Raw genomic sequence first — 12,463 nt, 5'->3', positions numbered from 1 at the left:
CCGCAGCTGCCCTATCGGGCGCTGTCCCTATCGGGCGCTGTCCCGGGCCAGCGCGACCAGGCGGGAGATCGCCCGCAGGTACTTCTTGCGGTAGCCGCCCTTCAGCATCTCCTCGGAGAAGACCTGGTCGAACGGGATGCCGGAGGCGGTGATCGGCAGCTCCCGGTCGTACATCCGGTCGGCCAGCACCACCAGGCGCAGCGCGGTGGACTGGTCCTCCACCGGGCGCACCCCGCGCAGGAAGACCGCGTGCACGTCGTCCAGCATCGCGCCGTAGCGGCTCGGGTGGACGGCCGAGAGGTGGCCGAGCAGGTCGCCGAAGTCGTCCAGCGAGGCGCCCGGGGTGCGCGCGGCGCGCTCCTCGACCACCTCGTCCGGGTACGGCGCCGGGGCGTCCGGCAGGCCGCGGTGGCGGTAGTCCTGGCCGTCGATCCGCAGCGGGCGGAAGTGCGCCGAGAGGCCCTGGATCTCGCGCAGGAAGTCGGTGGCCGCGAACCGGCCCTCGCCGAGCTTCTCCGGCAGCGTGTTCGAGGTGGCGGCCAGCTTGACGCCCGCGTCCACCAGGCGGCCGAGCAGCGTGGAGACCAGGACCGTGTCGCCCGGGTCGTCGAGCTCGAACTCGTCGATGCAGAGCAGCTTGTGACCGGAGAGGGTCTGCACGGCCTGCTGGAAGCCGAGCGCGCCGACCAGGTTGGTCAGCTCGACGAAGGTGCCGAAGGCCTTCGGGCCGGGCGCCGCGTGCCAGAGCGAGGCGAGCAGGTGGGTCTTGCCGACGCCGTAGCCACCGTCCAGGTAGACGCCGGCCGGGCCGGCCGGCGCCGGGGCGGAGCGGCGGAACCAGCCGCGCTTGGGTGCCTCGGCGGCGTTCAGGCCGGCCGCGAACTCCTCCAGCACCCGGATCGCCTCGTACTGGCTCGGCTGCGAGCTGTCCGGCAGGTACGAGCCGAAGCTCACCCCGGCGAACCGCGGCGGCGGGACCATCTCGGCCACCAGCCGCTCGGCCGGGACGACCGGACGGCGCGCGGTGAGCGCCACCGGGGCGGCCGCGACGGCGGTCGGGGCGACTATGGCATCGGGGTGCGAGGCAGCGGACACGGTAGTAAAGGGTACGCGCCGTGGAAGACTCGGGATCATGCGCAGCCTGATCCCTCCGTCACACTCGGACATCGACCTCGGCACTCTGCACGGACTCGCCGCGGCCTACGCCTACCCCGGGCAGGTCGACCGCGGCCGCCCGTGGCTGCGGGCGAACATGGTCAGCGGGCTGGACGGCGCGGCCCGGCTGGACGGCCTCTCGGAGGGACTCTCCAGCGAGGCCGACAAGCGGATCTTCGGCGTGCTGCGGGCACTCAGCGACGTCGTGCTGGTCGGCGCCGAGACGGTCCGGGCCGAGGGTTACCGCCCGGCCAGGGCGCGGGCCGACTTCGCCGCCGCCCGGGAGGCGGCCGGGCAGGCGCCGGCCCCGGCGATCGCGATCGTCAGCCGCAGCCTGGCGCTGGACCTGACCGCCCCGCTCTTCACCGAGCCGCTGGTGCGCACCGTGGTGATCACCACCGAGGACGCGCCCGCGGCGGCGCTGGCCGCGGTGGCCGAGGTCGCGGACGTGGTCACGGCCGGCCGCGGCACGGTGGACCTGCCGGCCGCGCAGGCCGCGCTGACCGCCCGCGGCTGGACCCGCCAGCTCACCGAGGGCGGGCCGCGGTTGCTGGCCCAGCTCACCGCGGCCGGACTGCTGGACGAGCTCTGCCTCTCGCTCGCCCCGCTGCTGACGGCCGGCGACGCGCCGCGGATCTCGCACGGTGCCGAGTTGGCTGACGCGCAGCAGATGCAGCTGGTCTCATTGATCGAGCAGAAAGGTTTCCTCTTCGCCCGCTACTGTCGTACCGGCGGGTAATCACTCCCTCGTGGCCCCTGTGCCGCGTGAGCCGCGTGAGGAAAGCTTCCTCCGGGCACTATGGGAGGGGACACCGGACCCACGGGGGCCTGCAGGATGGAAGGGACTCTTGTGTTCAAGACCGTACTGATGATCGAAAAGGCGCTCTCCGACGCCGATGTGGAGCTGGTGACCACGCTCCACGGCGATGAGAAGGTCTCCTTCGTCGTCCTGATGCAGCCGCGCGGCAAGCAGGACGAACTGCTCCGCGCCCTCGACGACGTCGCGCTCGGACATCTGGACAAGGCGGTGCACGAGCACGACGACGCGCAGGGGCCGACGGTGGCCGGGGAGTCCCTGGAGCACAGCCTGCGCCACCTGCGGGCGTCCGGCGCGGAGGCGGTCGGCAAGGTGGTCGAGCAGCACCCGCTGGACACCCTGCGTGCGGTGGTCGAGGAGACCGGCGCGGACGAGGTCCTGGTGCTCACCGCCCCGCACTTCGTGGAGGAGTTCTTCCACCGCGACTGGGCCTCGCAGGCCCGGCACAAGGTCGGCGTCCCGGTGCTGAAGCTCTTCGCCAGCGAGGCCTGAGCCGGCTGCCGCGCCGGAGCGGCACGGGGCTCGGTGGGCCGTGGTGCAGAATCGTCCTTGCGGCTTCGCTCGCGAGGACGATTCGCCGCTTCACGGCACCCCACCGGTTCGGACATGTACGGAGTACTCCCTTGAACGACGCCGCCCACGACCTGCACGCCCCGCACTTCATCGGCATCGGCGGGGCCGGCATGTCGGGTCTTGCGAAGATCCTCGCGGTGCGCGGTGCCAAGGTCTCGGGGAGCGACGCCAAGGAGTCCGACACCGTGCTGGCGCTGCGCGAGCTCGGCGTGAACGTGCGGGTCGGGCACGCCGCCGAGAACGTGCCGGACGGCGCGAGCAGCATCGTGGTCTCCAGCGCGATCCGGGCCGACAACCCCGAGCTGGTCGCCGCCGGCGAGCGCGGCATCCCGGTGGTGCACCGCTCCGACGCGCTGGCCGCGCTGATGGGCGGGCGCCGCGCGCTCGCGGTCGCCGGCACGCACGGCAAGACGACCACCACCAGCATGCTCGCGGTCGCGCTCGACGCGCTCGGCATGGACCCGTCGTACGCGATCGGCGGCGACCTGGACGCTCCCGGCAGCAACGCCCGGCACGGCGCCGGCGAGATCTTCGTCGCCGAGGCGGACGAGAGCGACCGCAGCTTCCACAAGTACGCGCCCGAGGTCGCGATCATCCTCAACGTGGAGCTCGACCACCACGCCAACTACGCGTCGATGGACGAGATCTACGACTCCTTCGAGACCTTCGTCGGGCGGATCCAGCCCGGCGGCACGCTGGTCGTCTCGGCCGACCAGGCCGGCGCCCGGGAGCTGACGCAGCGGGTCGCGGGCCGGGACGGCCTGCACGTGGTCAGCTACGGCGCCGCCGAGGACGCCACCGTTCGAGTGGTCTCGGTGACCGCCCACGGCATGACCAGCAAGGTCACCGTCGAGCTGGACGGCGCCGAGCTCTCCTTCACCGTCTCGGTGCCGGGGCGGCACTACGCGCACAACGCGGTCGCCGCGCTGGCCGCCGGCGTCGCGCTCGGCGTGCCGGCCGCCGAGCTGGCCGAGGCGCTCGGCCGCTACACCGGCGTGCGCCGCCGGCTACAGCTCAAGGGCGAGGTGGCCGGCGTGCAGGTGATCGACTCCTACGCGCACCACCCGACCGAGATGACCGCCGACCTGGAGGCGATCCGCGAGGCCACCACCGGCCGGGTGCTGGCCGTCTTCCAGCCGCACCTCTTCAGCCGCACCCAGCAGCTGGCCGAGGAGATGGGCCAGTCGCTCGCGCTGGCCGACGCCTCGGTGGTGCTCGACATCTACCCGGCCCGCGAGGACCCGATCCCCGGCGTGACCAGCGAGCTGATCCTCGACGCGGCCCGCCGCGCCGGCGCCGACACCGCCGCCGAGCACGACTTCGCCGCCGCCCCCGCGGTGCTGGCCGGAATGGCGAAGCCCGGCGATCTGGTTCTCACCATGGGCGCCGGCGACGTGACCAACCTCGGGCCGGCCATCCTGGACGAGCTGGGGAAGGTGTCACGATGAGTTACGAGATCGAGAAGACCGAGGCCGAGTGGCGCGCGGAGCTGAGCCCGGAGGAGTACCACGTACTCCGCGAGGCCGGCACCGAGCGGCCGTTCGTCGGCGAGTACACCGACACCAAGACCGTCGGCGTCTACAGCTGCCGGGCCTGCGGCTCCGAGCTGTTCAGCTCGGAGACCAAGTTCGACAGCCACTGCGGCTGGCCGTCCTACTACGCCCCGCTCGCCGGCGACCGGGTGCAGTACATCGAGGACGTCTCGATGGGCATGCGCCGCGTCGAGGTCCGCTGCGCGAAGTGCGGCGGGCACCTCGGCCACGTCTTCGAGGGCGAGGGCTACGGCACGCCGACCGACCAGCGGTACTGCATCAACAGCATCTCGCTGACGCTGAAGCCGGCGGAGAACGGCTGAGAGCGGCCGAGCAGGGCTGAGCAGGGCTGAGCACAGCCGAGTCCGGCTGAGTCCGGCTGCGTACGACTGACCGGCGGCGGTACCTCAGCACGGGGTGCCGCCGCCGAGTCGTTGTGACTTGTCCGTACAACTCAACCCAGTTCCCGGCCATTTCGGCCAGAGCGCGTTGGCCCGGCGTTCTTCCCGTGGACAGCGGGGGACGCCATCCTGACCCGACGCGGACAAGGGTCCGCCATGTTCGGAAGGGTCAGCAGGATGAGACGACTTTGGCGGGCACTGGGCGGCGTGTTCGCGCTGCTGGGCGCGCTGCTCGCGGTGATGACACCCGCGAGTGCGGCCACCAGCAGTGGGAACCTGATCGTGAACGGCGATGCCGAGGCGGGGTACTGCACCAAGGACTGGACCGCGGCCACCACGATGCCGGGCTGGACCGTGCTCTCCGGTAGCCCGGACGTGGTCTGTTACTCGGCCGGCAGCTTCGGCCACCCGAGCAGCCCGGCGCCCGGGACGGCGTTCTTCGCCCCCGGCAACCAGGGCGACGGCGCGATGGAGCAGACGGTCGACGTCTCCTCCGCCGCGAGCGCGATCGACGGCGGCGGCGTCAGCTACAACCTGTCCGGCTGGCTGGGTGGTTGGACCACCTACGCGGGCTACGCGCAGGTCTCGCTGCAGTTCCAGAACGGGTCCGGCCAGCAGGTCGGCGCCACGGCCACGCTGCCCACCGTCTCCGCGAGCGACCGCGGCCTGGCCACCTCGTTCCTGGCCCGCAGCAGCACCGGCGCCGTCCCGGCCGGCACCCGGTCGATCCAGGTCGAGGTGCAGTTCCTGCAGAGCTCCGGCGAGTCCGGCTACCTGGACAACCTGTCGCTGACCCTCAACACCCCGGTCACGGCGGCCCGGTTGGCGCCCCCGGTGTCCAAGGTCCCCGGCTACGACCACGTCTTCACGGTCATGATGGAGAACACCGACTACTCCGAGGTGATGAACGACCCGACGGACACCCCGTTCATCCACAGCCTGATGGCCCAGGGCGCGTCGATGGACAACTACCACGGCGTCTACCACCCCAGCGACGAGAACTACCTGGCCGTCGCGGGCGGTGACACCTACACCACCGGTGCCACCTACTTCCCCAACATCAACGACCCGAAGACCAACCTGGGCGACACCCTCGAGGCCGCCGGCAAGAGCTGGAAGGCCTACGAGCAGGGCATGGGCACCCCCTGCAACACCAGCACCCAGTACGACGCGAAGTACGAGCCGGACGACGCGCCGTTCTTCAACTACACCGACGTCAGCGGCAACGCGAGCCGGTGCGCGGCCCACCTCTTCGACACCACGCAGCTGACCACCGACCTGAAGAGCGCGGCCACCACCCCGAACTTCTCCTGGCTCGCCGCCGACGACTACTACGACGGTGAGGCCTCCGGCAACGGCAACGCCACCAGCCTGCAGACCCAGGACGGCTGGCTGAAGCAGACGCTGACCCCGATCATGAGCTCGCCGGCCTGGACCACGCAGACGTCGCTGATCATCCTCACCTGGGACGAGGACAGCAGCCAGGCCGACAACCAGGTGGCCACGGTCGTCGTCGGCTCGCAGGGCACCGTCCCGGCCGGCACCACCAGCACCAGCCGCTACGACCACTACAGCACCGCCCGCACCATCGAGGCGGCGCTCGGCCTGCCCGGCATCACGGCCAACGACACCTACGCGACGCCGCTGAACGACGCCTTCGTGCCGTCCTCGGCCCCGGCGCCGACCAGCACGCTGACCACCGGCACGCCGAGCGTGGCGAACGGGTCGAGCTTCAGCGTCCAGTACTCGACGCCCGCGGCGAGCGTCAGCTCGACCAACTGGATCGGCATCTACCCGGTCGGCGTGACGCCGGGCCAGCAGTCCTCGCTGACCTGGCAGTACGCCCCGAACGGCAGCGGCAGCCTGAGCTTCGCCACCAGCAGCCTGTCCGGCCCCGGCTCCTACGCGATCTGGTACCTGGCCAACGACGGCTACACGCCGCTGGCCGGCCCGCTCGCGCTGACCGTCAGCTGACCGCGAGCTGAGCGTCAACTGACCCACGGCACGGGCCGCCCGGCCGTCCCCGCCTGAACCGTTCGCCTACCGCATATAGTTGCGCGGTAGGCGAACGGCCGTCACACCGCACGCGACCGGCCGCCGAACGGATCCAGTACATTGAGCTGGTCCCCGCTCACCTGCGACCGAGCCGGGGCTGCGACCCGTCCTGATGATCAGAGCCCCGCGTCATGCGGGTCCGCATGGCCGGCGTGCGGTTGACATCCAAGGGAAGCGCAACCTCGATGAACGACGAGTTCCGCACCACTCTGAGCGAGGAGTTGTCCTCGCTCGATCCACCTCCCCTCGGGGACCTGGTCGGTGAGGCGACCCGGCGCGGTCGCAGAGTCCGCCGACGCCGAACCATCGCCACGGTCGGCGGATCGGCGGCCGCACTGGCCGTCGTCACGCTGCTGCTGACCGGCCAACTGGGCGGCGGACCGGCCGTGATCGGCCCCGCCGCCGAGGCGACCATCGCCGTACCGGCGGCGGGCCCGAACAGCACGCCCGATCCGGTACCCACGCCGACACCGACGGCAGCGCCGACCATCGGCGCGCTGGTGGACACCACGCCCGCGGCGCTGCTCGCGGCCGTGCGCAAGGTGCTGCCCGAGGGCCTGACCGTCTCCTCCTACGCCGGCGATCCGGCCAAGGCGGACCAGGGCGTCTCCGTGCAGATCTACCTGACCAACGCCCAGGGCACCGGCATGATCCGGGTCGGGCTCGGAAAGACCGCGGCGGACTGCTCGGACCCCGGCTGCCAGCCGAGGACCAGCATCACGCACGAGCCCGGCAACTGCGTCCAGCAGACCGTCGTCAGCGCCAACCACCGAGACGGCACCGGCGTGTTCGTCGAGGTGGGCAGCTGCCTGGCCTGGGACGGTTCGGGGAACCCACCCGGCGTCGTGCAGCTGACCGACGCGCAGGCGGAGATGCTGGCCGCCGACCCCGGCATCAGCAACCGAATGGACTCGGCCTTCGTCCAGGACTCTGACAACCGCTACACCAACCTGCCCACCTTCAGCTGACCCGTCATCAGCCGGCTGATCGCCAGCGCCGCGGCTCCGCCCCCACGGGGCCGCGGCACCCACCCTGCCCCACGCAACAGAGAAGATCGGGACCGCCGGTGCGCAACGAAGCCGAGTTCACCGCGTTCGCCGAGGCCAGCGCCACCCGCCTGCGGCAGATCGCCTACCTGATGTGCCGCGACTGGCACCTGGCGCAGGACCTGACCCAGACCACGCTCACCAAGATGTACGTGCACTGGAACAAGCTCGCCCGCCGCGACGGCAGCGACCCGTTCCTGTACGCCCGCAAGGTGCTTCTGAACAGCCTGCTCGACCACAAGCGGCTGCGCAGCAGCACCGAACTGGCCGTGGACAACTTCCCGGACCGGCCGACCGGCGACGCCGATCCGACGGCCGTGCGGCTCACGCTGCTGGACGCGCTGGAGCTGCTGCCCAAGCGGGAGCGGGCGATCGTGCTGCTGCGCTACTGGGAGGACCAGAGCGTGGAGCAGACGGCGGAGACGCTCGGTGTGAGCGTCTCGGTGGTCAAGTCGCAGAGCATGCGGGCGCTGAACGTGCTGCGCGCCCACCTCGGCGAGGACCGGCTGCTGCTGCTCGAACACTGACCACAGAATTGTCGCAGTGTCCCGATCGGTTTGACGTAATCCCGTCCCGGGTCACGATTCGGTATCACGGCACCGGTTTACTCTCCCATGGCCCGCCCAAGAGGCATACAAAAGCGCCATGTGGCTGCTCTTCCTGGTCCCGGCCTGCGTACTCGCCGTGCTCTCCTGCCTGCGTCTGGTCCGGGCCGCGGCCACGGCCGACGCACTGGCCGGTCCCGAGAGCGAGCCGTCCGATCCGGTCGCGATCGGACTCTACGAAACCGCCTATCTGGCCGGCGGCCCCGAACGCGTGGTGGACCTGGCGCTGGTGCTGATGAGCGGACGCGGCCGGCTCCACCTCGCGCACACCGGCTGGACCACGGTCGTCGACCCGCGCGGCCGCACCCGGCTGGAGCGGGCGCTGATCGGCGAGATCGGACCGGAGGGGCAGTGCCGCACCGGTGAACTGCGCGACGCGCTGTGCGAGCACCCGGCGGTCACCGAGATCGGCGCCCGGCTCGTCCACGCGGGTCTGGCCACCCCGCCCCCGGTGCGCGAGAGCACCGTGCTGGCGGTGCGCCAGGTCCGGCAGGCGCTGATGCTCTCGCTGGTGCTGCTGATCGCGGCGGTCACGCTGACCGGCACCGGCACGGCCGGGATCGGCACCACGGCCGCCACCCTCGCCTGGTTCTCGCTGCCGCTGATCCTGACCACCGGCACGCTGCTGATGGCCCGGGTCGATGTGCACCCGTACACCCGGTGGGCCGCGCCGGCCGGCCAGCAGGTGCTGCGCGAGCTGCGGGTGCCGCAGCAGCACGGCCGCGGCGAGGCCGCGGCCGATGCCGAGCGCCGGCTGCTCACCGCGGTCGCGATCGGCGGCACCGACGCCGTGCCGGACGCCCGGCTGCGCGCCGCGCTGCGCCCGCTGCGGCGCCGGCTGGTCCGCGAGGACGAGGACCAGTGACCCAGGGCGGTAGCAGCGCGGCGCAGCGGGCGTTCGGCGCCGAGGAAGGGACCGTCAGACCAGGCCGGCGAGCAGCTCGCTGATCGGCTTGCGGCGGCCGGTGTAGAACGGCACCTCCTCGCGGACGTGCAGCCGGGCCCGCGAGGGGCGCAGGTCGCGCATCAGGTCCACGATCCGGTGCAGCTCGTCGGCCTCGAAGGCGAGCAGCCACTCGTAGTCGCCGAGCGCGAACGAGGCGACCGTGTTGGCCCGCACGTCCGGGTAGCCGCGCGCCATCTTGCCGTGCTCGGCGAGCATCGCCCGGCGCTCCTCGTCGGGCAGCAGGTACCACTCGTAGGAACGCACGAACGGGTAGACGCACACGTAGCCGCGCGGCTCCTCGTCGGCCAGGAAGGCCGGGATGTGCGACTTGTTGAACTCGGCCGGGCGGTGCAGCGCCATGTTCGACCAGACCGGCTCCAGCAGCCGGCCCAGGCCGGTGCGGCGGAAGCGGTTGTACGCCTCCTGCAGGTCGTCGGAGTCCTCGGCGTGCCACCAGACCATCAGGTCGGCGTCGGCGCGCAGCGCGGAGACGTCGTACGTGCCGCGGACCGTGACGTCCTTCGCGGCGAGCTGCTCGAACAGCTCCTCGACCTCGGTGGCCAGCGCGGCGCGGTCCTCGGGGAGCGCGCCCTTCAGCTTGAACACCGACCACATGGTGTAGCGGATGACCTGGTTGAGGTCCCGGGCCTTCTTCTTCGGCGTCTGCTCAGCGGTCTCAGCGGTCTCAGTCATGCCCTCATTGTCCCCATCTCGATCGGTGTCCCCGCCGCCGGGGTCAGCAGCTCGTCAGCAAGTCGTCAGCGGTTCGTCAGCAGTTCGTCGGCCGCCCGGCGGGCGCTCGCGATGCAGGCCGGGATGCCCACGCCGTCGTACGCGGCGCCGGCCAGCGCGAGGCCGCCGACGGCGGCGACCCCGGCCCGGATCCGGGCCACCCTGGCCTGGTGGCCGACCGGGTACTGCGGCAGGCCGGACCGCCAGCGGGTCACCGCGGTGTCGTACGGCCGGGCGGTCAGGCCGACCGCGCTGCGCAGGTCGGCCAGCGAGAGGTCGACCAGCTCCCGGTCGTCCAGGTCCAGCGCGGCCTCGTCGCGGTGCCGGCCGAGCGAGGTGCGCAGCACGAAGGTGTCGGGGGCCGAGCGGTCCAGCCAGCCCCACTTCTGCGAGGAGAAGGTCGACGCCTTGATCGAGCGGCCGTCCACCGGCGGCACCAGGAAGCCGCTGCCCGGCAGCGGCTCGGCCAGGTCGGCGCGCCGGAAGGCGAGCGTGACCAGCGCCATCCCCGCGTACTCGACCTCGGCCAGCTCGGCCGCCGCGCCGGGGGCGTCGGCGGCCAGCAGCCGGGCGGCCGCCGGGGCGGGCACGGTGAGCAGCACGGCGTCGAACGAACGGCCGTCCACCAGCCAGCCGTCGGGGGTGCGGCGCAGCTCGCCGACGGGGGTGTTCAGCAGCAGCTCGGCGCCGGCCTTCTCGCAGGCCGCGGCGAGCGCGAGCGGCAGCGTGCCGAGGCCGCCGCGCAGGCCCTGGAAGACCGGGCCGCCGGCCTGCGGCCGGTCCAGCATCGCGTGCACGCCGGCCACCAGCGAGCCGCCGCCCTGGGCGATCTGCAGCAGCTGCGGCACCGCGGCGCGCATCGAGATCTCGTCGGCCCGGCCCGCGTAGACGCCGCCGAGCAGCGGTTCGACCAGCCGGTCGACCACCTCGCGGCCGAGCCGCTCGGCGACGTAACGGCCGATCGCGACGTCCTCGCCGAGCTCGGCCGGGCGCTCCTCGCCCACCCGGCGCAGCCCGTCCTCGGTGAGCACGGTGGAGGCGGCCAGCGCCGCCAGATCGCCGGGCACGCCCATCAGCTGACCGGCCGGCAGCGGGCGCAGCGCGTCCCTGGTCCAGATCGCGGCCTTGGCGGTGCTGGGCGGCTCCAGGAAGTCGGCCAGGCCGACTTCCCGGGCGAGCTGGACGGCCTCGGGACGGCGGGCCAGCATCGACTCGGCGCCGAGGTCCACCTGGACCCCGCCGACCTCGCCGAGCTGCAGCTTGCCGCCGAAGCGCGGCCCCGCCTCCAGCAGCGTGACGGTTGCCCGGGCCGGACCGCCGGCGGCGCCGCTCAGGCAGGCCGCGGCCGTCAGGCCCGCGATGCCGCCACCGATCACCGCGACCCGCGGCAGCGCGGCGGGCGTCAGTGCGGCAGCCATCAGCGCGCGCTGGCCTCGTGCACGAAGGCGACCAGGCGGCTGAGCGCGTCCGGGTCCATGCTCGGCACCACGCCGTGGCCGAGGTTGAAGATGTGGCCGCTGGTGCCGAGCGAGTTCGCCGCGTGCAGCACCTCGCGGGCCTTCGTCTCCACCACCTTGGTCGGCGCGAAGAGCACCGCCGGGTCGAGGTTGCCCTGCAGCGCCTTGCCGGGGCCGACCCGGACCGACGCCTCGTTCAGCGGCACCCGCCAGTCGACGCCGACCACGTCCGCGCCGGCCCGGCCCATCAGACCGAGCAACTCGCCGGTGCCGACACCGAAGTGGATCCGCGGCACGCCGTAGTCGGCGACCGCGTCGAAGACCTTGCTGCTGGCCGGCATGACCGAGCGGCGGTAGTCGTCGGGGGCGAGCGAGCCGACCCAGGAGTCGAACAGCTGGACCGCCGAGACGCCCGCCTCGATCTGCACCTTCAGGAAGCTCGCGGTGATGTCGGCCAGCCGGTCCAGCAGCTCGGCCCACAGCTCGGGCTCGCCGTACATCATGGCCTTGGTGCGCTCGTGGTTCTTCGACGGGCCGCCCTCGATCAGGTAGCTGGCCAGCGTGTACGGCGCGCCGGCGAAGCCGATCAGCGGCTTCTCACCGAGCTCGTCGACGAGCAGGCCGACCGCCTCGGTGATGTAGGGGACGTCGTCGGGCTCGAGCGCGCGCAGCCGCTGCAGGTCGGCCCTGGTGCGGATCGGGTCGGCGATCACCGGGCCGACGCCGGGCTTGATGTCCACGTCGATGCCGACCGCCTTGAGCGGCACCACGATGTCGCTGAAGAAGATCGCGGCGTCCACCTTGTGCCGGCGCACCGGCTGCAGGGTGATCTCCTTGACCAGGTCGGGGCGCATGCAGGAGTCGAGCATCGGGACGCCCTCGCGCACCTTGTGGTACTCGGGCAGCGAGCGCCCGGCCTGTCGCATGAACCAGACCGGTGTGTGCGGCACCGGCTCGTGCCGGCACGCGCGCAGGAACGCGGAGTCGGCCGCGGCACTGCGGCGCGCGGCCGCCTGCTCTACGGCGGAGGACGGCACGGCGGGCTGGGCTGCGGTTGTCTCACTCACGCGGCCATCCTCCCACGCGCTTTGGTGATCAAGTCGTCGGCCCGCTCGTGTGATCCTCCACCGGGCCAGGGGGCCTC

12 protein-coding genes are annotated in these 12,463 nt (G+C 72.4%); 8 read left to right on the top strand and 4 right to left on the bottom strand.

The genetic code is table 11. From position 1 onward, the window contains the following. Positions 1 to 27: 27 nt before the first annotated feature. Positions 28 to 1,134: a cell division protein ZapE gene (gene zapE / locus AC060L_RS20240; protein WP_483800218.1), complete on the bottom strand. Its 1,107-nt coding sequence runs from the start codon at positions 1,132 to 1,134 to the stop codon at positions 28 to 30. Here zapE and AC060L_RS20235 point away from each other — a divergent pair. The 8 genes from AC060L_RS20235 (at position 1,133) to AC060L_RS20200 (ending at position 9,049) form a co-directional block, all read left to right on the top strand. Then, the gene (locus AC060L_RS20235) at positions 1,133 to 1,894 is read left to right on the top strand and encodes a dihydrofolate reductase family protein (RefSeq protein WP_483800217.1); all 762 of its coding nucleotides are present in this window, start codon (positions 1,133 to 1,135) and stop codon (positions 1,892 to 1,894) included. The genes zapE and AC060L_RS20235 overlap by 2 nt on opposite strands. Positions 1,895 to 2,005: 111 nt before the next feature. Then, entirely contained in the window at positions 2,006 to 2,464 is a 459-nt protein-coding gene (locus tag AC060L_RS20230) for an indole-3-glycerol phosphate synthase (protein ID WP_483800216.1), read from the top strand. Between the two features lie 131 nt (positions 2,465 to 2,595). Then, positions 2,596 to 3,993 carry a UDP-N-acetylmuramate--L-alanine ligase gene (gene murC / locus AC060L_RS20225; protein WP_483800215.1) on the top strand — a complete coding sequence of 466 codons (1,398 nt, stop codon included), beginning with the start codon at positions 2,596 to 2,598 and terminating at the stop codon, positions 3,991 to 3,993. Further along, positions 3,990 to 4,400: a peptide-methionine (R)-S-oxide reductase MsrB gene (msrB, locus tag AC060L_RS20220; RefSeq protein WP_483800214.1), complete on the top strand. Its 411-nt coding sequence runs from the start codon at positions 3,990 to 3,992 to the stop codon at positions 4,398 to 4,400. Before murC ends, msrB begins: the two co-directional genes overlap by 4 nt. A gap of 255 nt (positions 4,401 to 4,655) precedes the next feature. After that, positions 4,656 to 6,452: an alkaline phosphatase family protein gene (locus AC060L_RS20215; RefSeq protein WP_483800213.1), complete on the top strand. Its 1,797-nt coding sequence runs from the start codon at positions 4,656 to 4,658 to the stop codon at positions 6,450 to 6,452. Between the two features lie 266 nt (positions 6,453 to 6,718). Beyond that, the gene (locus AC060L_RS20210; protein WP_483800212.1) at positions 6,719 to 7,501 is read left to right on the top strand and encodes a hypothetical protein; all 783 of its coding nucleotides are present in this window, start codon (positions 6,719 to 6,721) and stop codon (positions 7,499 to 7,501) included. Positions 7,502 to 7,599: 98 nt separating this feature from the next. After that, positions 7,600 to 8,106 carry a SigE family RNA polymerase sigma factor gene (locus tag AC060L_RS20205; RefSeq protein ID WP_483800211.1) on the top strand — a complete coding sequence of 169 codons (507 nt, stop codon included), beginning with the start codon at positions 7,600 to 7,602 and terminating at the stop codon, positions 8,104 to 8,106. Positions 8,107 to 8,224: 118 nt separating this feature from the next. Beyond that, positions 8,225 to 9,049, top strand: a complete 825-nt coding sequence (locus AC060L_RS20200; RefSeq protein ID WP_483800210.1) for a TIGR04222 domain-containing membrane protein — start codon at positions 8,225 to 8,227, stop codon at positions 9,047 to 9,049. Positions 9,050 to 9,103: 54 nt separating this feature from the next. Here AC060L_RS20200 and hemQ read toward each other — a convergent pair whose 3' ends face one another. From hemQ to hemE, 3 genes are all read right to left on the bottom strand, one after another. After that, positions 9,104 to 9,823 carry a hydrogen peroxide-dependent heme synthase gene (gene hemQ, locus AC060L_RS20195; RefSeq protein WP_483800209.1) on the bottom strand — a complete coding sequence of 240 codons (720 nt, stop codon included), beginning with the start codon at positions 9,821 to 9,823 and terminating at the stop codon, positions 9,104 to 9,106. A 65-nt stretch (positions 9,824 to 9,888) separates the two neighbouring features. After that, positions 9,889 to 11,280: a protoporphyrinogen oxidase gene (gene hemG, locus AC060L_RS20190; protein ID WP_483800208.1), complete on the bottom strand. Its 1,392-nt coding sequence runs from the start codon at positions 11,278 to 11,280 to the stop codon at positions 9,889 to 9,891. Further along, positions 11,280 to 12,356: a uroporphyrinogen decarboxylase gene (hemE, locus tag AC060L_RS20185; RefSeq protein ID WP_483800304.1), complete on the bottom strand. Its 1,077-nt coding sequence runs from the start codon at positions 12,354 to 12,356 to the stop codon at positions 11,280 to 11,282. The genes hemG and hemE overlap by 1 nt, the downstream gene beginning before the upstream one ends. Positions 12,357 to 12,463: the final 107 nt, after the last annotated feature.

The organism is Kitasatospora sp. NEAU-69, from assembly GCF_057158765.1.
This window is presented reverse-complemented; position numbering and strand designations above follow the sequence as displayed.

Bases quoted from the DNA above. Each gene is read 5' to 3' on its own strand.
- AC060L_RS20235 (WP_483800217.1), top strand. From the start codon at position 1,133: ATGCGCAGCCTGATCCCTCCGTCACACTCGGACATCGACCTCGGCACT.
- zapE (WP_483800218.1), bottom strand. From the start codon at position 1,134: ATGATCCCGAGTCTTCCACGGCGCGTACCCTTTACTACCGTGTCCGCT.
- msrB (WP_483800214.1), top strand. From the start codon at position 3,990: ATGAGTTACGAGATCGAGAAGACCGAGGCCGAGTGGCGCGCGGAGCTG.
- AC060L_RS20215 (WP_483800213.1), top strand. From the start codon at position 4,656: ATGAGACGACTTTGGCGGGCACTGGGCGGCGTGTTCGCGCTGCTGGGC.
- AC060L_RS20210 (WP_483800212.1), top strand. From the start codon at position 6,719: ATGAACGACGAGTTCCGCACCACTCTGAGCGAGGAGTTGTCCTCGCTC.
- AC060L_RS20200 (WP_483800210.1), top strand. From the start codon at position 8,225: ATGTGGCTGCTCTTCCTGGTCCCGGCCTGCGTACTCGCCGTGCTCTCC.
- hemQ (WP_483800209.1), bottom strand. From the start codon at position 9,823: ATGACTGAGACCGCTGAGACCGCTGAGCAGACGCCGAAGAAGAAGGCC.
- hemG (WP_483800208.1), bottom strand. From the start codon at position 11,280: ATGGCTGCCGCACTGACGCCCGCCGCGCTGCCGCGGGTCGCGGTGATC.